We start from the raw sequence: 18,585 nt of genomic DNA, 5'->3' as shown, positions 1-18,585 counted from the left end.
ACGAGCGGCCCGGCACCATCACAAGGAGTGAGCCATGATCCGACATATCCTGCTGATCGCCTTCAAGCCGGGCACCCAGCCCGCACAGATAGACGCGGTGCGCGCCGCCTTTCTCGCCATCCCCCATCAGGTCAGCGGCGTGCTGGCGGTGGAGTGGGGGCGGGATGACAGCCCGGAGGGACGGGCCGAGGGCTTCACCCACAGCGTGCTGATGACCTTTGCCGACGAGGCGGCCCGCCAGCGCTATCTGCCCCACCCGGATCACGATGCCCTCAAGGCCATCTTCCGCCCGGTGCTGGAACGTATCATAGTGCTGGATTACACCCTGCAGGCCGGCGATGCGGTTGCTGTTGGGACGCTGTCATGATGGAGGATGAGCGCTGGGGCAAGATTCCACCGCTGCAATTGGCGTTGTTGCGAGCCGTGGTGGAACACGGCAAAGCTCATCCCGCCATTGGTGCCGGGGTGGTGGTTGGTTCGCTTGCCAAAGGAAAGGCGGACCGGGTCTCTGATGTCGATGTCTTGTTGCTGGCCGAGCCGGGCTTTCATCAGCATGGGGAAGCGCTGGTTCGTTCCATTGTCGGTGAACGTGCGGTGTTCCACTGTTGGCAAGGAAGACATGAAGATGTCTGTTCCTACTGGCGCTATATCTTCCTGGATATGTCCAGCATCGAGATCCATATCCTTGATCGCGATGCCGGTTTCCCGCTTGCCAAGCCTTACATGCCTCTTTTTGATAAAGCCCATTCGCTATCTGCGCTGGAGGTCGCGGGGCCCGCGCCCAGCCATTGGGATTTCCCTGCCTACATGGGGGACGGTAATGGTCTGGTGTGGGAGCTGTTCGATTGCCTCAAATGGGCGGAGCGGGGCCAACGGGGATTAGTCAGACATCATCTGCGTAAACTGTTGGCAGAGATGGATAAAGACCCGGATATTGTGGATCGCGAGTAACGCGGACAAGGAGAGAACCATGTGGTTAGCTGCAATACAGCTGGTATCGGGCCGTCGCTGGCAGGATAACCGGGAGCAGATTGCCGCCGAGCTGGCCCTGTTGCCGAGTGAGCGGCCGCTGCTGGTGTTGCTGCCGGAGAACTTCGCCCTGTTTGGCGAGCGGCAGGGGTATCTGGACGGGGCTGAGACCATAGGTGAGGGCCCGATCCAGCAGCAGCTGGCCGAATGGGCCAGTGACTACGGCATCTGGCTGGTGGCGGGGGCCATGCCGACCACCATCGCCGGTTCCGACCATATCCACACCAGTACCCTGGTGTTCGACCCCAGCGGCGATCGCAAGGGCCACTACCACAAGATCCACCTGTTCGATGTGGACGTGGCGGACAATCACGGCCGCTACCGGGAGTCGGAAACCTTCAGTCCCGGCGAGGAGCCTGTGCTGGTGGACTCCCCGTTTGGTCCCCTCGGCCTCTCGATCTGTTATGATCTGCGCTTTCCCGAGCTGTACCGCCGGCTGGCCCGCGCCGGTGCCCGCGTGCTGCTGGTGCCTGCCGCCTTTACCGCCGTGACCGGCGAGGCGCACTGGGAGCCGCTGCTGCGGGCCCGCGCCATCGAGAACCAGTGTTACCTGGTGGCCGCCAATCAGGGCGGCACCCACGAGACGGGGCGCCAGACCTGGGGTCACAGCATGGTGATCGACCCCTGGGGTCGGGTGCTGGCCAGCCTGGACAGCGGGTGCGGCACCGTGCTGGCGCCGCTGGACCCCGGTCTTATGGACGAACTGCAACGCACCATGCCGGTGCTGGACCATGCCCGTCTGCTATGAACATGTGCAGGTTCGACTCGCCCTGTGGCGGGGGAGTCGGACGCTTGCAAACCCGATGGTGGGTTGGACGTCCGCTGGCGTTTCGCCAAGCGAACCCACGGTCTGGGATTTAACCGTTACGACATCTCGCATCGAGAGTGGAGAGAAAGATTGAGTCTATTGAGCCAGGTTAGTGCCTCCCTGTTGGCCCCCCACGACCTCGACGAAGGGCGGCTGCAGCAGCTGCTCGGCAGCCTGATGAGCCATCAGGTGGAGTTCGGCGATCTCTATTTCCAGCGCAGCTGGCACGAGTCCTGGATGCTGGAGGACGGCATCGTCAAGGATGGCAGCTACAACATCGATCAGGGGGTGGGGGTGCGCGCCGTCAGCGGCGAGAAGACCGGCTTCGCTTACTCGGATGAGCTGAGCCTGCTGGCGCTGCAACAGTCGGTGACCGCCGCCCGTGGCATCGCGGCCGCCGGTGCACAGGGCAAGGTGAAGGCGTGGGCTCGTACCGAAGCGAATCTGCTCTACCCGGCGCTGGATCCGCTGCAGACCCTCGACAAGCAGCAGAAGATCGCCCTGCTGGAGCAGATGGACAAGTTTGCCAGAAGTCTGGATCCCGCCATCAATCAGGTGATGGCCTCCATCAGCGGCGTCTATGAAGAGGTGCTGGTGGCCGCCACCGACGGCACCCTGGCCGCTGACGTGCGTCCGCTGGTGCGCCTCTCGGTGACCGTCATCGCCGAAAAGGGCGATCGTCGCGAACGCGGCAGTGCCGGTGGCGGCGGCCGCTTCGGTTACGACTACTTCCTCGAGCTGGACGGGCTGGAGAGCCGGGCGTTTGGCTATGTGCGTGAAGCGGTGCGCCAGGCACTGGTCAACCTCGACGCCATCGATGCACCGGCCGGCACCATGCCGGTGGTGCTCGGTGCCGGCTGGCCCGGTGTGCTGCTGCACGAGGCGGTGGGCCACGGTCTGGAGGGGGATTTCAACCGCAAGGGCTCTTCTGCCTTTGCCGGCCGCATCGGTGAGCAGGTGGCCTCCAAGCACTGCACCATCGTCGATGACGGCACTCTGCCGGGTCGGCGCGGCTCCGTCTCCATCGACGACGAGGGAACGCCGGGCGGCTACAACGTGCTGATCGAGAACGGCATCCTCAAGGGCTATCTGCAGGACAAGCAGAACGCCCGTCTGATGGGTGTGCCGCTCACCGGCAATGGCCGCCGCGAATCCTACGCCGCCCTGCCGATGCCGCGCATGACCAACACCTACATGCTGGCGGGTCAGTATGATCCGGCCGAGATCATCGCCTCGGTGAAGAAGGGGATCTACGCCCCCAACTTCGGCGGTGGTCAGGTGGACATCACCTCCGGCAAGTTCGTCTTCTCCGCCTCCGAGGCCTACCTCATCGAGGATGGCAAGATCACCGCGCCCATCAAGGGGGCGACCCTGATCGGCAACGGCCCCGAGGCGATGAGCCAGGTTTCCATGGTGGGCAAGGATCTCGCGCTGGATCGCGGGGTCGGGGTCTGTGGCAAGGAGGGGCAGAGCGTGCCGGTCGGTGTCGGCCAGCCCACCCTCAAGCTGGATCAGCTCACCGTGGGCGGCACCCAGTAAGGGAAGCGAGCGGTACTCCCGTGATCGCCAAACCCCGGCCAAGTGCCGGGGTTTTGCTATCCGGGGTCATGGGAAACAAAAAGCCCCGGCAAGGGCCGGGGCTGCAGATACGGGGCTCGGTCAGTTGACCGAAATGGCGCGGGCGTCGATGAAGAAGCGCGCGTTGCCTTGTTGATCGACCCTGATCTGGGCAACCAGACGATCGCTCTGCTTGTACTCCCACCGGCTCTTGATCCGGGTCAGAGCGGGGCTGGCGGCACCGACCACGTTCAGATATTCATGAAACAGGCTGTAGCTTCCAATCTCGGTCAGCATCTTTTCCATTTGCACATCTCCTGAAGTGAGTGGGTGTCCATCCATAAACCTACCAAGCACTCTCTGAATCGAATCTGTATGAAAAACACACTAACTCATTTATGTGTCAACAACATGATCAGGCGCAAGATCAGCGACGATTCCTGCGCTTTTATGACACCGTTTTCAGTCAGGGCTGGCGCGGGTCCGGCAATTGATCAAGAGCGCCGGATACGTGTGGCAACGCGGGGGCCGTTTGTGCCGCCGGCGCACCGTGGAACACCGGATCCTGCGCCACTTCCTTGATGCCGTTGATGCAGAACTGCATACCCATGCAAACCAGCAAGAAGCCCATGATCCGGGTCATGGCATCGATGCCGGTGGCGCCGAGGATCTTGCAGACCGGATCCGCCAGCTTGAGCACCCCCCAGCTGAGCAGGCTCATCAGGGCGAAGGCGGTGACCATGGCGGCATAGATGGTGAAGCGGTTGTATTCGTCCGGCAGCTCGGCGATCTGGGCGGCGCCGCTGATCACCAGCGCCATGGTGCCCGGCCCGCACATGCTGGGCATGGTGAGCGGCACGAAGGCGATGCTCTGGTTGATGTCGACCCCGGCCGCCTGGCTCGGTGCCGGGAACAGCATGCGAAAGCCGATGAAGGCGATGATGAGACCGCCGGCCAGGCGCAGGCCGGGAATGGAGATCCCGAACAGATCCAAGATGGAGGAGCCGATGAAGAAGCTGACGCAGAGGGTGCAGAACAGATAGATGGCGGCCAGGTTGATCTGGCGGCGCACGTGCTCGCGCGACATGCCCTTGCTCAGCCCCAGCAACAGGGTGGCCGTGGTGGGCGGGTTGACCATGGGCAGCAGCGCCAGCAAGGCGAGAAATACGACCTGAAAGAACATCATGAACCTCGGATGACTAGGGTGGAGGAGTGTCCCGGGCCGTCGATGGGCCCGAGAGGGAGGCTATCTTATGTCGGCCGGGCTGAACACCAGCCATATGAAAAAAGCCCCGCACTGGGCGGGGCTCGGAATGGTTCAGGCGGCCTGCGGCGCGCTCTGGCGCTGGCTGCGCTGCTGCAGCCAGAGCTGCAGGCCGAGCACGAAGCCGAGCGCAGCCAGGCTGACCACGTAGTGGGAGGGGGCCAGCACGTCCTCCTTCATCCAGAGCGTGACCAGCATGGGCGTCAGGCCGCCGAAGATGGCGTAGGCCACGTTGTAGGAGAACGACAGCCCGGAGAAGCGCACCACCGCCGGGAAGGCGTTGACCATGACGTAGGGCACGGCACCGACGATCCCCACCGAGAAACCGGCCAGCGCATAGAGCGGCACCAGCTGGCTGGTGTCGGTCGCCAGCCCGTGATAGAAGGCGTAGCTGGCGCCGGCCAGCAGCAATGAGCCCAGCATGAAGGTGGGGCCGCTGCCGAGGGCGTCGATCAGCCGGCCATAGACGATGCAGCCGAAGGTGAGCGCCAGAATGGCCAGCGAGTTGGCGGTCAGCGCATCGGCCGGGCTGATGCCGTGCACCTTCTGCAGGTAGGTGGGGGTCATCAGGATCACCACCACTATGCCGGCAGAGAGCAGCCAGGTGAGCAGCATGGAGACCACGACGCTGCTCTTGTGGCTGCGCAGCACCGTCTTGAGCGGCAGCTCTTCCGCCAGTGCCTTGTTGGCCTGCATCTCGGCAAAGACCGGGGTCTCGTGCAGCCAGCGGCGCAGGTACATGGCGACGATGCCGAATGCCCCGCCGAGCACGAAGGCCAGCCGCCAGCCCCAGTCACTCACCTCGCTCGGGCTCATGCCGCGGTTGATGGCGGTGGCCACCAGGGAGCCGAGCAGGATGCCGGCGGTCAACCCGGCGGTGAGGGTGCCGCAGGCGACACCGACCCGGCGGGCCGGCACGTGCTCTGCCACGAACACCCAGGCACCGGGCACTTCACCGCCGATGGCGGCTCCCTGCAGGATCCGCAACAGCAGCAACAGCAGGGGCGCGGCGATGCCGAGGGTGGCATAGGTGGGCAGCAGGCCGATCAGCAGGGTCGGCAGTGCCATCAGCAGTATGCTGAGGGTGAACATCCGCTTGCGACCGATGAGATCGCCGAAGTGGGCCATGATGATGCCGCCCAGCGGGCGGGCCAGATAGCCGGCGGCGAAGATGCCGAAGGTCTGGAACTGGCGCAGCCACTCGGGAATGTCGGCCGGGAAGAACAGCTCGCCGATCACCACGGCGAAGAAGACGAAGATGATAAAGTCGTAAAACTCGAGGGCTCCGCCGAGGGCGGCCAGGCTCAGGGTCTTGTAATCCTGTCGGTTGAGGGGACGGCTGTGGTCGTAAGCTGGTGTGACTGTCGTCATATCCTTATGTTTCCCATCGTTTTTTTTAGTTATTGTTCCCCCATCCTTGCAGGGGACACGCTCATTACCGAGGGTATGCTTTTGCATCCCGTGATGTAAATCGCACAATTCGCAACACTGTCTTGCAGCTTTTTGGTGCAGTGAGACGGAGCGACACGCTCAAGCGCCGGGCTCCTCGCCCGGACGAATAATCGGGACGATGGCCGGCGCCTTGCCGGCTCCGACCTCAAGATAGCTGGAGAAATCATATGAAGACCAAGGTGCTGCTCTCCTGGAGCAGCGGCAAGGACAGCGCCTGGGCGCTGCACGCACTGCGGCAGGATCCGGCCATCGAGGTGGTGGGACTGTTCACCACCCTCAACCAGGCGTTCGAACGGGTGGCCATGCACGGAGTACGCAAGCAGTTGCTGCTGGCGCAGGCCGAGTGCGTGGGCTTGCCGTTGACCACCATCGACCTGCCCTGGCCCTGCAGCAATGAAGATTACGCCCGCATCATGACCGACTTCATCGCAGAGGTGGTGGCGCAGGGGATCCGCCACATGGCGTTTGGCGATCTCTTCCTCGAGGATGTACGCGCCTATCGGGAGCGGCAGCTGGCGGGGACGGGGATCACGCCGCTGTTTCCGCTGTGGGGCAGCAAGACCGACTCGCTGGCAGGCGAGATGATGGCGGCAGGGCTCAGAGCCAGGATCAGCACCCTGGATCCGCGCAAGCTGCCCGCCACCCTCGGCGGGCATGAGTTTGACGCGGCCTTGCTGGCGGCCCTGCCCGCCGGGGTGGACTCCTGCGGCGAAAACGGCGAGTTTCATACCCTGGCTTGGGATGGCCCCATGTTCCAGCGGCCGCTGGCCATCCGGGTGGGGGAGACGGTGGAGCGGGACGGCTTCGTCTTCACCGACCTGCTGCCCGCCACCGCCTAGTCGCGGTTGGACTCCCGCTCGCCCTTGTCGTCGTTGTAGCGCAGGGCTATCTCGTGGAATTGCTGGTGGATGCGGGCAAAGGCGTCGGTGATGTCGGGGTCGAAGTGATTGCCCCGCCCCGCCAGTATGATGGGCACCACCTCCTGGTGGGACATGGCGGCCTTGTAGCAGCGCTTGCTGATGAGGGCGTCGTACACGTCGGCCAGCGCCATCAAGCGGGCCGAGAGGGGGATCTCGTCACCGATCAGGCCATAGGGATAGCCGGTGCCGTCCCACTTCTCGTGGTGGTAGCAGGCGATCTCCTTGGCCAGCCGCAGAAACTCCACCTCCACCCCCAGCGCCTCCTCGGCATGGACGATGGCCTCCTTGCCGAGAATGGAGTGGTGCTTCATCTGGGCAAACTCGTCCGCATCCAGCTTGCCGGGTTTGAGCAGGATCCGGTCCGGCACGCCGACCTTGCCGATGTCGTGCAGCGGGGCCGATTTGAACAGCAGATCGATGGTCTTGGGGGTCAGCTCGGCACGAAAGCGGGGGGGCTCGCAGAGGGTCTCCGCCAGCAGCCGCACATAGTGCTGGGTGCGCAGGATATGATTGCCGGTCTCGTTGTCGCGGGTTTCGGCAAGCGAGGCGAGGGAGTGGATGGTGATGTTCTGGATCAGTTCGTTCTCCCGGGTGCGCCGCTCCACCTCCTGCTCCAGAAAGGCGTTCTGGTCGTGCAGCAGATCCCGCGCCGCTTTCAGCTCCAGGTGGTTTCTGACCCGGGCCAGCACGATGGCAGGAGTGATCGGCTTGTGGATGTAGTCGACGGCCCCCAGTGCCAGGCCGTGCGCCTCTGCACTTTCTTCCACCTTGGCGGTCAGGAAGATCACCGGGATCTCGCGCGCCTGCGGCATCTCCTGCAGCGCCTGCATCACCTGATAGCCATCCATCTGGGGCATTACCACGTCGAGCAGGATCAGATCCACCCGGGTGCCGGCCGAGAGGATCTCCAGCGCCCGCTGGCCGCTGATGGCGACCTTGACCCGGTAGTGGGGGCTGAGCAGGGCGCTGAGCAGGGAGAGGTTCTCCGGTGTGTCATCGACCACCAGCAGGGTGGGTTTGGTATCGGGATCCAGCAAGTTGAGCATGATGGTGGCCTCACTCTTGGTTGAACAGATCGGGTCTGAGGGCCCGGACTTGTTGCAGATGTGCCAGGGCATCGGCGAAGCGAAAACGGGTCATGGCATCGTGCATGGCCGGTGCCGCCTCGCCCAGCAGGGGGGCGAGCCTGGCCTGATTGCGCTGGAACAGGATGAAGGCTTCCGCATCGTCTTCCAGCAGCAGCCCGGTCAGCTGGTGCAGCAGGGGGGCTAGCTCGGCGGGGGTTGCCTCCGGCAAGCCGGGGGCGGCAGGGGCCGGCAGCAGCGTCAGCAGGCCGGCGGCCAGTTGCTGCTGCTGTTGCAACCCCAGTTCGGCCAGCGGCAGCAGGCTGGCGGCGTCGTCTCCCCGGGCGAGGGCGCTCTCCAGCCGGGCCGAGAGCTCCTGCAGCGACCCGGCCCCCAGCGTTGCGGCTATGCCCTTGAGGGTATGAGCCTGTCGATGCGCTTCTTCCCGGTCATTCGTCTGCAGGGCGGCCAGCAGGGTTTCCATCGGCTGACTCCCCTGGCGGGCGAAGCGTTGCAGCAGATCCCGATACCACTCCCAGTTGTGCATCAAGCGTTGCAGGGCGGTTTCGGCGTTGAGGCCGAGCGCCCGCAGCTGTGGCAGCAAGGCGGTGGCGGGGGATGCGCGCGAGGCAGTGAGTCTGCTGCTGACCTCGCGGCTGAAGGAGGTTGCCCAGCGCTGCAGGGCCGCATACAGCCTGTCGGGGTCGATGGGCTTGGCGATGTGATCGTCCATCCCGGCCGCCAGGCAGCGTTCGCGATCACCGGCCATGACGTTGGCCGTCATCGCCAGGATCGGGGTGTGTTGTCCGATGTCTTCCCGCTCGCGCAACAGCCGGGTGGCGGCCAGGCCATCCATCACCGGCATCTGCATGTCCATCAGGATCAGGTCGTAGTGGGTCTGGGCCACCATCTCCAGCGCGATGGCACCATTGCCGGCGATGCTGACATCGGCGCCGACCGCCCGCAGCAGCTCCAGCGCCACCTGCTGATTGAGCTCGTTGTCTTCCGCCAGCAGGATCCTGAGCCCGTCGAAGCGGTAGTGGTGGGTCGCCTGGGGTGGCTTGAAGGTGAGGGGGCTTGCTTGCTGACCAAACAGGCCGATGACGGTGTCGAACAGCACGGAGGCGCATACCGGCTTGACCAGCACCCGATCAAAGCCGGCAGTGTCGGCCTGGCGAAAGACCTCCTCCCGTCCGTAGCCGGTCACCATGACCCGGTAGGGACGCTGGCCCATGCCGCGGGCGATGAGGCGGCGACCGGTCTCGATGCCATCCAGCCCCGGCATGTGCCAGTCCAGCAATACCACTTCGTAGGGCTGCCCCTCCTGCTCGGCGCCGGCGATCATCTGCAGTGCCTGCTGGCCCGATTCGGCGGTGTCCACCACAAAGCTCATGCTGCGCAGTAGGGCGGCCATGATGGTGCGGGCGCTGGCACTGTCGTCGGCCACCAGCATGCGGCGCCCGCGCAGATCCAGGCTCGGCAGATAGCGGGATCTGCGTCTGCCCCGGCCGAGTCGGGCGGTAAACCAGAAGGTGCTGCCCTGGCCAGGTTCGCTCTGTACCCCCACCTCGCCGCCCATCAGCTCCGCCAGTTTGCGGGAGATGGCGAGGCCGAGGCCGGTGCCGCCGTACTTGCGGGTGGTGGAGCTGTCCGCCTGCTGGAATGACTGGAACAGCCGCTGCTGCTGCTCCTGGCTCATGCCGATCCCGGTGTCCTGTACCGAGCAGTGCAGCAACACCTCCTGGGGTTGTTTCTCCAGGCAGCTGACCTTGACCAGGATCTCCCCCTGCTCGGTGAACTTGACCGCGTTGTTGGCATAGTTGATCAGGATCTGGCCGAGGCGAAGGGGATCGCCATAGAGCAGGGTGTCGAGCTGGTGGTCGACCTCGAACAGCAGCTCTATGCCCTTGGCCTCCGCCTTTTCGCCCACCAGGGTGGCCAGATTCTCCAGCACATGGTCGAGATCGAATTCGATCCGCTCCAGATCCAGCTTGCCGGCTTCGATCTTGGAGAAGTCGAGGATGTCGTTGATGATGCCGAGCAGATGCTGGGCCGAACGCTGGATCTTGCTGACGTAGTCGAACTGCTGCGGATCGAGCCGGGTCTGCAGGGCGAGATGGGACATGCCGAGGATGGCGTTCATGGGGGTGCGGATCTCGTGGCTCATGTTGGCGAGAAAATCGCTCTTGGCCCGGGTCGCGCCCTCCGCCAGCTCATAGGCGACTTCCAGCTCCTGGTTCTTGGCCTGCATCACCGCAAACAGCTCGTCCCGGGTCGGTTCGGCGAACTGCCGCTGCATCTGTTGCAGCAGCAGTTCATCGGGCCAGCGGGGCAGGCGGTAGACCAGGGCAATGGCGTTGTCCGCGTGTGATACCAGCCGGATGCCACGTGAATGGCGGCCGTCCGGCTCGGGGGCAATAGGGGCATCAGCCGAGAGCGAGAGCCACAACTCCTGCGCGTGCGGCTCCAGCCACACCTGCAGTTGCAGCGGCTCAGCGTTCGCCACCAGCTGGCGTACCAGCTCGGAGGTGGCGCCCGCCAGCGGTGCCACGAAGGTGGGACTTCTGTCGAGGCAGGTGAGTACCTGGATCACCTTGCGCCGGGCGGTGAGTGCCGCCGCCGGGCCTGACAGCAAGGTTTCGCCGATCTGTTGCCGCATCTAGTTCTCCTCTCCTGCCAGCACCCGCAGCACGATGCAGCTGGCGTCGTCGGTGCTGCGGCCACTGTGGGCGATCACCTGGCGTGCCAGCTGGGCGGGTTCGGCGGTCAGATTCAGCGCACCGTCGCGCAGGTTGAGGGATTCGCTGATACCGTCCGAATAGAGCATTACCACGTCCCCGGCGACGAGTGGCTGGCGTTGCAGCAAGGGGGTGGGGAAACGCTCTCCCAGCACCCCATCGCGGGAGATGCCGCGCCAGGGCTCGCGGCCACGCAGGCAGATGCGGGTATTGCCGATGCCGGCATAGCTCAGCTCACCTTGCTCGCCGTTGACCAGGGCCACGCCGGCGGCGGCGCCTCGGGTGCCGATGCAGTGCTGGTGCAGCAGTTGCAACAGGCGGGCTGGTTCTTGCTCGCGGGTTTGCTGCAGCGCCGCCTCCAGCACCTGTACCAGCTTGTTGGCCGAGGTGCCGTGGCCGCTCACGTCGATCAGGATCAGCGACACCCCCTCCGGCCCTGGCCGGATGAAGGCCAGATCGCCGGAGACCCGTTCCGGATAGCAGGGGCGGTTCTCGCTGGCCCATGTTAGTTGCAGGCCGGCGTGCAGCTGGCCGGCACAGGCGAGGGGGGCGATTGGCCTGGATACCAGAGGCGCCGCGCCCAGCCACTTGCGGGCCTGCACCAGAGTCCCCCCTCCCGGCGGGGTGCTGATGGTGAGTTCCGACATCATGCGGCGCACGCCGGGCAGGCCCAGGCCCAGGGTACCCGAAGTGCTGTAGTGATCCTGCATGGCCTGATGCACGTCCCCAATGCCGGGGCCCTGATCGCGGGCGACGATGTCGATGCAGGGGCGCCCTCTGGGATGGTGGAGGGTGAGGGTGATCTCCCCCCGCTCGGCGTATTTCAGGATGTTGCTGCCAAGCTCGGAGACCACGGTGGAGAGCATGGCACGGTCCACCTCGGACAGGTTGGCGATGAAGGGGAGGCGGCGTACCGCCATCACCGTCAGGTGCAGGTCGATGTCGTGGCGCAGCGGGTAGCTGGCCTCTTGCACGCTCTGTTCCAGCTGCATGCTGCGCTACTCCTCATCCTTGAGCGTCGTGCGAACATGGGCGAAGGCATCGTCCATGTCGAGAAAGCAGCGCAGCGGCCCGGGCTCGGCATCGGCCAGCGCCAGGAAGGCGGCGATCCCCGCATTCAGCCCCACCAGCAGGCAGACGGCACCGAGCAGGCGGCACACCTCGGCCAGTTTGCGGACCTGCCTGAATTCGTGGTGATCGAGCAGCATGACCCCGGAGAAGTCGAGCAGTACCGCATGCTGGCGGCCCAGCATCAGCCGCTGGGAGAGGGCCTGCATCAGTTGCTGCATGCCCTCGTCACCGAGGTCGGGGCGCATGCTGACCACGATGCAGTCGGCCACGTCGGCGATGCCCAGATCATTGTTGAGCAGCATGCATCTCTCCTAGAGGGTGGATCCGACCCGCTTGAGGGCGATCTCGAAGGCATCCCGCAGGGTCGCCGTGGTACGGATGTCACCGACAGAGACCCCCAGCTCCACCATGGTGCGGGCGATGGCCGGCGAGACGCCGGAGATGATGGCCTCGCACCCCATGAACTGGGTTGCCTTGGTGATCTTGATCAGCTGGTTGGCGACGCCGGTATCCACGGTGGCGACCCCGGCGATGTCCAGTACGAAGACCCGGGCCCGGGTCTCGGCAATCTTGGTGAGCGACTTGTTCATCACGTCGGCGGTGCGCATGGAATCGATGATCCCCACCAGCGGCAGCAGCAGGATCCCGTCCCAGATGGGGGTGACCGGGGTCGACATCTCCTGCAGCGATTTGTGCAGCTCCTCGCGCACCCTGGCGGCCTCTTCGGCCTCCTCCATGGCGCGCTTGAGCTGGCGATGCTGCGCCACCTGGGCCGTGATGTCGGTGGCAAACTTGACGATCTTGCTGGGCTTGCCGGTGAGATCCAGCACCGGGTTGTAGGAGCCCTGGATCCAGATCTCTTCCCCCTGTTTGCCGAGCCGGCAGAACTCTCCCGCCAGGAATTCACCCCGGCGCAGAGTCTCCCAGAAGCTGCGATAGTCGGCCGACTGGGCGTAGTCAGGATCGACCAGCAGCCGGTGGTGCTGGCCCTTCAGCTCCTCCAGCTGATAGCCCACCGTCTCCAGAAAGCGGGCATTGGCATCGAGGATGATGCCATCCAGTGAAAACTCCACCTTGCCCATGACGCGGCTCAGGGCGTTGAGCTGCCCCTCGAAGTTGGCGTTCAGCTGCTTCTGCTCGGTCAGATCCATGCTGTATTCGATGACCTGGACCAGCGCGCCCTGTTCATCCAGCTGTGGGCTGCAACTGCCTCGCAGCCATATGTCCCGGCCTTGGCGATCGAGCCGGTGAAACTCTCCCTCCTGTGCCTGCCCCGTCCGCAGCGCCTGCCAACGGGCGGCCTCGTCGGCGGATTCTTCTGCCTCAGCGGGGAGCAGCATGCTGTAGTGCTGACCCTTGAGCTCGGCCAGCTGATATCCCATGATGGCGAGAAAACGGGGATTGGCATCCAGGATCAAGCCGTCTGGCGCGAGCTCGAGCCGTGCCATCAGCTGGTCGACAGCCTCCAGTCTGGCCTGGGGTGACGCGGGAGTGACTGTGTTCGAATGGGCAGCTGCGGTGTGCACGTCCATGGCATCTCCAATAAATGGTGCAATTGATTTGAATGTCATTAGAAGGCGTACAGCAGTTATAGCCCACCGGGACGAGAGCGGGGGACAAGAAGTGCCGAAAGAGCCTGCTGGTGGGTGGGCCTTGGGCCTGGGAAGTTCGTCATGAATCTCTTGTATCGCGACTACCCGCAAGGCGCGCTCACCGCCCTCCATTGTCACGGCGGCTCACAGTTTTGCTACCTGCATCGGGGTGGCGGCGTGATCAGCAGTCAGGCGGCAGGCGTGCTGCTGGTGGCGGGCCAGCTCTGCCTGATCCCGGCCGGGCTTGCCCATGAGTTCAGGGTGCTGCGTCACTCCCGGCTCAGTCTGATCTATCTGGATGACCTGGATGGGGGAAGCGAGCTGACGACCCGCCAGGTGAGCCCGCTGCTGGCCGGCTTGTTCGAGCGGCTGGCGGACATGGCGGGGCCGGGGCTCAGGGATGCCTATCTGACGGTATTGGCGGCCGAGCTGCGACAGGCGCCGGTGGCGGCCGGATTCATGCTGAGCGTGGCGCTGGACGTGCGGCTGCTGCGGGTGCTGGAGCGGGTCTGCCGGCACCCTTCCATCGAATACGGGTTGGCAGAGTTGGCGGCCGATTCAGGTGCCTCGGTGCGCACCCTCAACCGGCTGTTCAGCCAGCAGCTGGGCTGCAGCTTTCGGCAATGGCGGCAACAGGTGGTGATGGGGCGGGCCCGCCAGTTGCAGCAACAGGGCCAGCCGCTGTCGCGGATAGCCCTCGAACTGGGTTACGGGGATTTCAGCGCCTTTTCTCACGCCTTCAATCGCTTCTTGCGGGAACCTGTGGGGCCGTGAGGCGGGAGCCGAGATCCCGGTCTGCTGGCTCCCCCGCCAGCAGACAGGTCAGCTCGTCGGTGTGGCTCAGGCGTTGGCCCTGAAAGGTGAACAGGGCGCTCACCTTGCACTCGATCCGTGCGCCGTCGTGACGCCAGGCCCGCACCCGATGCAGGGAGTGCACCCGGTTTCCCTCGGCCAGCAGCGAGACAAAGCGGATCTCGCAGCGGGCCAGGCTTTGGCGCAGGGTCAGCAGATGTTGCTCGAAGGCGGCGCGATCCAGCCGCTGGTCATCCACCAGCTGGACATAGTCCGGGCAGAACCAGTGATCGAGTTCGGCCGGGGTGAAATCGGGGTCGCAGATGACCCGGTTGAGGCAGGCTTGCAGCCGTTGCTTGTAATCCATGATGGGCTCCTGAGCGGATGGGAGTGGCCAGTATGGGTTGCAGCGTCGGCTCCGGCCTTGGCGCCCACGCCATCCTGTTTGGCGATTGCGCCAAGATGGGGGCTTGCCGTGGCGATGCGTGTCACTTGGCCCTGTTTTGTGGCGGGTTTCACGGTTTGCGGTGCCGGCATGGGGCAGGATCGGCCCCCTGTTTCCTTCATGTCACGAGCCGTATCATGTCCTTATCCCCCCGTTTTGCCCTGCTTGCCTCCCTGGTCGCCGCCAGCCTGACCCTGCCCGCCGTGGCGGTCGAAGCCCCGGCCAGCCCCGCCGGTGTCACTGCGGTGACCCTGGCCCAGCAGGCCCCCATTCACTGGGTGTCGGTGACGCAGATTGCCAGGAGCCTGGATGGGTTGCCGCCGATGGCGGTAGGTTTCGACATCGACGACACCCTGCTCTTCTCCAGCCCGGGGTTCTATCGCGGCAAGCAGGAGTTCTCTCCCAACGACGAGAGCTACCTGAAGAACCCGGCCTTCTGGGAGAAGATGAACAACGGCTGGGACGCGTTCAGCGTGCCGAAGGAGGTGGGCAAGGCGCTCATCGTCATGCACCTCCAGCGCGGCGATCACATCTACTTCGTCACCGGCCGCTCGGCCACCAAGACCGAGACCGTGAGCAAGACCCTGCAGCAGACCATGAATATTCCGGCCGACCAGCTCAACCCGGTGATCTTCGCCGGCGATCAGCCGGGCCAGAACACCAAGGTGCAGTGGCTCAAGGAGAAGCAGATGAAGATCTTCTACGGCGATGCCGATGGCGACATCAAGGCGGCGCAGGAGCTCGGCATTCGCGGCATCCGGCTGCTGCGCTCGGCCAACTCCACCTACCGGCCGCTGCCGCTGGCTGGTGCGTTGGGGGAGGAGGTGATCGTCAACTCCCAGTACTGACTTCACCCATGAATGGAAAAAGGGCCGGATCCTGTCAGGATCCGGCCCTTCTTTTGGGCGTCTAGCGGGCGGCGAAGGTATTGCAGCTGGCGGGCTTGCCGCTGTCGAAGCCGCGCTTGAACCAGGCGTAGCGCTGGGCCGAACTGCCGTGGGTGAAGCTGTCCGGGATCACCCGGCCCTGGCTCTGCTGCTGCAGACGGTCGTCGCCGATGGCCTGGGCGGCGTTGAGCGCCTCTTCCAGATCGCCATGCTCCAGCACCTGCTCCCGCTGCATGTAGTGGCCCCAGACGCCGGCAAAGCAGTCAGCCTGCAACTCGAGTTTGACCGACAGCTTGTTCTGCTCGGCCCGGCTCAATCCCTGCTGCTGTTCACGCATCTTGCGCTCGATGCCGAGCAGGTTCTGCACGTGGTGGCCCACCTCGTGTGCCACCACGTAGCCCTGGGCGAAGTCGCCGTCGGCCCCCAGCTTGTCGCGCATCTCCTGATAGAAGGAGAGATCGATGTAGACGGTGCGATCCGCCGGGCAGTAGAAGGGGCCCATCACCGACTGGCCCTGTCCGCAGCCGGTACGGGTTGCGCCGCGATAGAGCACCAGTTTGGGGGCCTGATAGCGGCTGCCGCTCTGCTGGAAGATTTCGCCCCAGGCATCCTCGGTGGAGGCGAGCATCACCGAGGTGAACCTGGCGAGGGGATCCTTGGCCGGCTGAGACATCTCCTGACGCTGGGGCTGGCTCTGGGTGGTCGGCTCGCTGAGCAGGGGGGAGAGGTCCACCCCGTAGTAGCCGGCCACCATGACCACCAGCAGCAGGATCAGACGCCCCTTGCCGCCGATGGGGATGCCGCCCCCGCCGCCCTGCTGGCGCCTGTCTTCCACATTGTTGCTCTCACGGCGATCTTGCCAGCGCATATGCTTGCTCCCCTGCTGTCCGGTGGCAGTAATGATAATGGCTGGCGGGGTGGCTTGCCTAACGGGGGCAGGCCGGCGACCGGGTCGCCGGCGGTGGTAGCGGGCGTTTATTCAGCCCAGGGCATCTCGGGCAGGGAGTCCAGAAACTGGCCGTAACGCTCGAGGTTGAAGGGGCCCTGATCCGCTTCCATCGCCATCAGCTCGGCCCCCAGGGCACAGGCGATATATTGCAGCGCCTCTTCACGGGGGGTGCCCTTCATCACCAGCCGCATCAGGGTCGCCTTGACCTGCAGCGGGTGGCCGTCGCTCAGCTGGTTGTCGACCATCTCCAGCAGGGTTTGTTCGTCGAAGAATTCGGTGGGTTCGCTCATGCTCTGCTTCCTAGTGATGCCATAAAGGGTGTCAGTATAGCGAGATAGCAATTAACACATTGAAATATTTCGATAAAATCATTTCGGTATGGGCAGTTTTTGTTATTCATAATTAATGTGGGTTTGCTGTCGGCAAACGACAACCATCATAAAATCGCATGGACGGATATCAATATGCCCACCATAGACTCGCTGTTATCCAAGCCCCAGAACCTGCCCAACGTGCCGGAAGTCATGCGCGAACTGGTGCAGACCTTCAACGAGAAAGAGCCGGATATCCTGCTGATCGCCAAGAAGATCAACAAGGATCCGGTGATCTCCGCCAAGCTGCTGCGGCTGGCCAACTCCGCCAAGTTTGGCGGCAGTCGCCAGGTCGCCACCGTCAACGAGGCCGTGGTACGGCTCGGGGTCGACGTGGTGCGCAACATGGTGCTCGCCTGCGGCCTGACAGGTTCCATCAATGCGGTGCCAGGCATCGATCTCAAACATTTCTGGGGCAAGGTATTCGACGTGGCTGAACTGGCCAGACGGCTGGCCAAGCTCAAGGGCATGAAGGGGGAGGAGGTGTTCACCTGCGCCCTGCTCTACGACATGGGACGGCTCATCATGCACGTGGGGCTGCCGGAGAACATGGTGAACCACATCAAGGATCTGGAGCCCAGCAAGGGGCGCGCCAAGGCCGAGGAGCTGGTGGTCGGCTTCAACTATGCCCAGACCGGGGCCGAGATGGCCAGGCGCTGGCAATTCCCCCTGAGCATCTGCCATGCGGTGGAGTATCACTACAACCCCTTGCTGGCCAAGGAGTTCTCTGTCGAGGCTGCCCTCATCCATCTGGCCATCGCCCTGGCGGCGCAATCCGACGTGGGGGACGAGGCGCCGCCCGAGTGGCCCGCCCAGGTGGCCGAGCGGCTCGGCCTCTCCTGGTCCGACTGTGCGGCGGTGTTCGTGGCGCTGCGCGAGCAGGGCAACGGTTATGCCGGGCTGCTGGCGGCCTGACGCGGCTGATTTCATTGACCGGGGCCGCGCTGCGGCCCTTTTTCATGGTGACAGCCTTGCCAATAGCCGGTGGCGGGGGCAGTCTTGGGGCCTGTCTCTTCTATGCGAGCCCTTGTCATGATCCTCTCCGAGCGCCTGGAACTGCGCGAACTGACCGTTGCCGATGCCCCCTTCATTGTCGAACTGCTCAACGACCCCGACTTTCACCGCTACATCGGCGATCGGGGCATCCGCACTCTGCAGGATGCCGAAAACTACATCCAGCAGGGGCCGGCGGTCAGCTATGCCCGCCACGGCCATGGCCTCTATCTGGTGGCCCGGCGCAGCGACGGCGCCAAGCTCGGCATCTGCGGGCTGATCAAGCGCGATACCCTGCCTTGTGAAGACATCGGCTACGCCTTCCTGCCCGCCTATCGCGGTCAGGGTTATGGCATCGAAGCGGCGCAGGCAGCGCTGCAGGATGGTCGGGAGCGGCTCGGCATAAAGCGGGTGGTCGCCATCGTTACTCCGGGCAACGAGCGCTCGGTGGCGCTGCTGGCCAAGCTGGGGCTGGTGCAGAGCAGGCTGGTCAAGCTGGCCGAGGATGCGGATGAGTGTCTGCTGCTGGAGGCGCAAGGTGCGCAGGCCTGCCGGGTCTGAGAGTACCGGCCAAGAGTGCGGGTGTTGGCTAGGCGATGTAGGGAAAATTTGCGGGAGTGAGACAAAGAGGCCGCCGTGAGTTGCGGCCTGTC

20 protein-coding genes are annotated in these 18,585 nt (G+C 64.4%); 9 read left to right on the top strand and 11 right to left on the bottom strand.

Features of this window, described 5'->3' with window-relative positions; translation table 11 throughout:
• Nucleotides 1–34 precede the first annotated feature (34 nt).
• The 4 genes from PG881_RS17170 to tldD all read left to right on the top strand — a co-directional run bounded on the left by PG881_RS17170 (nt 35) and on the right by tldD (nt 3,376).
• The gene (locus PG881_RS17170; RefSeq protein ID WP_270801600.1) at nt 35–367 is read left to right on the top strand and encodes a Dabb family protein; all 333 of its coding nucleotides are present in this window, start codon (nt 35–37) and stop codon (nt 365–367) included.
• A complete protein-coding gene (locus tag PG881_RS17165; protein ID WP_227290270.1) occupies nt 364–951 on the top strand; it encodes a nucleotidyltransferase domain-containing protein in 588 nt (195 codons plus the stop codon). Before PG881_RS17170 ends, PG881_RS17165 begins: the two co-directional genes overlap by 4 nt.
• Nucleotides 952–970: 19 nt before the next feature.
• Nucleotides 971–1,777 carry a carbon-nitrogen hydrolase family protein gene (locus PG881_RS17160; protein WP_270801595.1) on the top strand — a complete coding sequence of 269 codons (807 nt, stop codon included), beginning with the start codon at nt 971–973 and terminating at the stop codon, nt 1,775–1,777.
• Between the two features lie 150 nt (nt 1,778–1,927).
• Entirely contained in the window at nt 1,928–3,376 is a 1,449-nt protein-coding gene (tldD, locus tag PG881_RS17155; protein WP_016349174.1) for a metalloprotease TldD, read from the top strand.
• Nucleotides 3,377–3,496: 120 nt separating this feature from the next.
• On the opposite strand, the gene PG881_RS17150 is transcribed toward tldD, so the two are convergent.
• The 3 genes from PG881_RS17150 to PG881_RS17140 form a co-directional block, all read right to left on the bottom strand.
• On the bottom strand, nt 3,497–3,700 hold the full coding sequence (locus PG881_RS17150; RefSeq protein WP_005308127.1) for a hypothetical protein: 204 nt from the start codon (nt 3,698–3,700) through the stop codon (nt 3,497–3,499).
• Nucleotides 3,701–3,860: 160 nt separating this feature from the next.
• On the bottom strand, nt 3,861–4,577 hold the full coding sequence (locus tag PG881_RS17145; protein ID WP_016349179.1) for a MarC family NAAT transporter: 717 nt from the start codon (nt 4,575–4,577) through the stop codon (nt 3,861–3,863).
• Nucleotides 4,578–4,712: 135 nt separating this feature from the next.
• A complete protein-coding gene (locus PG881_RS17140; RefSeq protein ID WP_270801592.1) occupies nt 4,713–6,029 on the bottom strand; it encodes an MFS transporter in 1,317 nt (438 codons plus the stop codon).
• Between the two features lie 248 nt (nt 6,030–6,277).
• Here PG881_RS17140 and PG881_RS17135 point away from each other — a divergent pair, with 248 nt between their 5' ends.
• A complete protein-coding gene (locus PG881_RS17135) occupies nt 6,278–6,949 on the top strand; it encodes an ATP-binding protein (RefSeq protein ID WP_270801590.1) in 672 nt (223 codons plus the stop codon).
• On the opposite strand, the gene PG881_RS17130 is transcribed toward PG881_RS17135, so the two are convergent.
• Genes PG881_RS17130 through PG881_RS17110 form a run of 5 tightly spaced genes read right to left on the bottom strand, consistent with a single transcriptional unit; the run spans nt 6,946 to nt 13,435 of the window.
• Nucleotides 6,946–8,148: an HD-GYP domain-containing protein gene (locus PG881_RS17130; protein WP_270801588.1), complete on the bottom strand. Its 1,203-nt coding sequence runs from the start codon at nt 8,146–8,148 to the stop codon at nt 6,946–6,948. The two genes, PG881_RS17135 and PG881_RS17130, sit on opposite strands and share 4 nt — an antisense overlap.
• Complete coding sequence (locus tag PG881_RS17125; protein ID WP_270801585.1) at nt 8,087–10,753, bottom strand: response regulator; 2,667 nt, start codon at nt 10,751–10,753, stop codon at nt 8,087–8,089. Before PG881_RS17125 ends, PG881_RS17130 begins: the two co-directional genes overlap by 62 nt.
• Nucleotides 10,754–11,824, bottom strand: a complete 1,071-nt coding sequence (locus PG881_RS17120) for an ATP-binding SpoIIE family protein phosphatase (RefSeq protein ID WP_270801584.1) — start codon at nt 11,822–11,824, stop codon at nt 10,754–10,756.
• A gap of 6 nt (nt 11,825–11,830) precedes the next feature.
• Nucleotides 11,831–12,205: a sigma-B regulator RsbS gene (locus tag PG881_RS17115; protein ID WP_011704395.1), complete on the bottom strand. Its 375-nt coding sequence runs from the start codon at nt 12,203–12,205 to the stop codon at nt 11,831–11,833.
• Between the two features lie 9 nt (nt 12,206–12,214).
• Nucleotides 12,215–13,435, bottom strand: coding sequence for a PAS domain-containing protein (locus PG881_RS17110; protein WP_180345490.1), 1,221 nt, complete (start codon nt 13,433–13,435; stop codon nt 12,215–12,217).
• A gap of 141 nt (nt 13,436–13,576) precedes the next feature.
• Here PG881_RS17110 and PG881_RS17105 point away from each other — a divergent pair, with 141 nt between their 5' ends.
• A complete protein-coding gene (locus PG881_RS17105; protein WP_270801577.1) occupies nt 13,577–14,269 on the top strand; it encodes an AraC family transcriptional regulator in 693 nt (230 codons plus the stop codon).
• On the opposite strand, the gene PG881_RS17100 is transcribed toward PG881_RS17105, so the two are convergent.
• On the bottom strand, nt 14,235–14,654 hold the full coding sequence (locus PG881_RS17100) for a nuclear transport factor 2 family protein (RefSeq protein ID WP_202003457.1): 420 nt from the start codon (nt 14,652–14,654) through the stop codon (nt 14,235–14,237). The genes PG881_RS17105 and PG881_RS17100 overlap by 35 nt on opposite strands.
• Nucleotides 14,655–14,869: 215 nt before the next feature.
• Between PG881_RS17100 and aphA the strand changes: the two genes are divergently transcribed.
• On the top strand, nt 14,870–15,580 hold the full coding sequence (gene aphA, locus PG881_RS17095; protein ID WP_270801572.1) for an acid phosphatase AphA: 711 nt from the start codon (nt 14,870–14,872) through the stop codon (nt 15,578–15,580).
• A gap of 61 nt (nt 15,581–15,641) precedes the next feature.
• Here the strand turns inward: aphA and ypfJ are convergent, their stop codons facing one another.
• Nucleotides 15,642–16,487: a KPN_02809 family neutral zinc metallopeptidase gene (gene ypfJ, locus PG881_RS17090; RefSeq protein ID WP_270801571.1), complete on the bottom strand. Its 846-nt coding sequence runs from the start codon at nt 16,485–16,487 to the stop codon at nt 15,642–15,644.
• 107 nt (nt 16,488–16,594) lie between these two features.
• On the bottom strand, nt 16,595–16,858 hold the full coding sequence (locus PG881_RS17085; RefSeq protein WP_005308154.1) for a hypothetical protein: 264 nt from the start codon (nt 16,856–16,858) through the stop codon (nt 16,595–16,597).
• 174 nt (nt 16,859–17,032) lie between these two features.
• Between PG881_RS17085 and PG881_RS17080 the strand changes: the two genes are divergently transcribed.
• Together PG881_RS17080 and PG881_RS17075 are read left to right on the top strand one after the other, a co-directional pair.
• Nucleotides 17,033–17,854: an HDOD domain-containing protein gene (locus tag PG881_RS17080; RefSeq protein ID WP_024945656.1), complete on the top strand. Its 822-nt coding sequence runs from the start codon at nt 17,033–17,035 to the stop codon at nt 17,852–17,854.
• Nucleotides 17,855–17,971: 117 nt separating this feature from the next.
• The gene (locus PG881_RS17075) at nt 17,972–18,493 is read left to right on the top strand and encodes a GNAT family N-acetyltransferase (RefSeq protein ID WP_024945657.1); all 522 of its coding nucleotides are present in this window, start codon (nt 17,972–17,974) and stop codon (nt 18,491–18,493) included.
• Nucleotides 18,494–18,585 lie beyond the last annotated feature (92 nt).

The organism is Aeromonas sp. QDB54, from assembly GCF_027707385.1.
Classification (GTDB): domain Bacteria; phylum Pseudomonadota; class Gammaproteobacteria; order Enterobacterales; family Aeromonadaceae; genus Aeromonas; species Aeromonas hydrophila.
The sequence above is the reverse complement of the archived record's forward strand: the minus strand, read 5'-3'. Positions and strand labels throughout refer to the sequence as shown.

Excerpts from the sequence above, each read along its gene's own strand:
- PG881_RS17145 (WP_016349179.1), bottom strand. The coding sequence starts at position 4,577 with ATGTTCTTTCAGGTCGTATTTCTCGCCTTGCTGGCGCTGCTGCCCATG.
- PG881_RS17115 (WP_011704395.1), bottom strand. The coding sequence starts at position 12,205 with ATGCTGCTCAACAATGATCTGGGCATCGCCGACGTGGCCGACTGCATC.
- PG881_RS17120 (WP_270801584.1), bottom strand. The coding sequence starts at position 11,824 with ATGCAGCTGGAACAGAGCGTGCAAGAGGCCAGCTACCCGCTGCGCCAC.
- PG881_RS17140 (WP_270801592.1), bottom strand. The coding sequence starts at position 6,029 with ATGACGACAGTCACACCAGCTTACGACCACAGCCGTCCCCTCAACCGA.
- PG881_RS17105 (WP_270801577.1), top strand. The coding sequence starts at position 13,577 with ATGAATCTCTTGTATCGCGACTACCCGCAAGGCGCGCTCACCGCCCTC.
- PG881_RS17125 (WP_270801585.1), bottom strand. The coding sequence starts at position 10,753 with ATGCGGCAACAGATCGGCGAAACCTTGCTGTCAGGCCCGGCGGCGGCA.
- ypfJ (WP_270801571.1), bottom strand. The coding sequence starts at position 16,487 with ATGCGCTGGCAAGATCGCCGTGAGAGCAACAATGTGGAAGACAGGCGC.
- aphA (WP_270801572.1), top strand. The coding sequence starts at position 14,870 with ATGTCCTTATCCCCCCGTTTTGCCCTGCTTGCCTCCCTGGTCGCCGCC.
- PG881_RS17135 (WP_270801590.1), top strand. The coding sequence starts at position 6,278 with ATGAAGACCAAGGTGCTGCTCTCCTGGAGCAGCGGCAAGGACAGCGCC.
- PG881_RS17150 (WP_005308127.1), bottom strand. The coding sequence starts at position 3,700 with ATGGAAAAGATGCTGACCGAGATTGGAAGCTACAGCCTGTTTCATGAA.
- PG881_RS17080 (WP_024945656.1), top strand. The coding sequence starts at position 17,033 with ATGCCCACCATAGACTCGCTGTTATCCAAGCCCCAGAACCTGCCCAAC.
- PG881_RS17130 (WP_270801588.1), bottom strand. The coding sequence starts at position 8,148 with ATGCCCTGGCACATCTGCAACAAGTCCGGGCCCTCAGACCCGATCTGT.
- PG881_RS17165 (WP_227290270.1), top strand. The coding sequence starts at position 364 with ATGATGGAGGATGAGCGCTGGGGCAAGATTCCACCGCTGCAATTGGCG.
- PG881_RS17170 (WP_270801600.1), top strand. The coding sequence starts at position 35 with ATGATCCGACATATCCTGCTGATCGCCTTCAAGCCGGGCACCCAGCCC.
- PG881_RS17075 (WP_024945657.1), top strand. The coding sequence starts at position 17,972 with ATGATCCTCTCCGAGCGCCTGGAACTGCGCGAACTGACCGTTGCCGAT.
- PG881_RS17110 (WP_180345490.1), bottom strand. The coding sequence starts at position 13,435 with ATGGACGTGCACACCGCAGCTGCCCATTCGAACACAGTCACTCCCGCG.
- PG881_RS17100 (WP_202003457.1), bottom strand. The coding sequence starts at position 14,654 with ATGGATTACAAGCAACGGCTGCAAGCCTGCCTCAACCGGGTCATCTGC.
- PG881_RS17085 (WP_005308154.1), bottom strand. The coding sequence starts at position 16,858 with ATGAGCGAACCCACCGAATTCTTCGACGAACAAACCCTGCTGGAGATG.
- PG881_RS17160 (WP_270801595.1), top strand. The coding sequence starts at position 971 with ATGTGGTTAGCTGCAATACAGCTGGTATCGGGCCGTCGCTGGCAGGAT.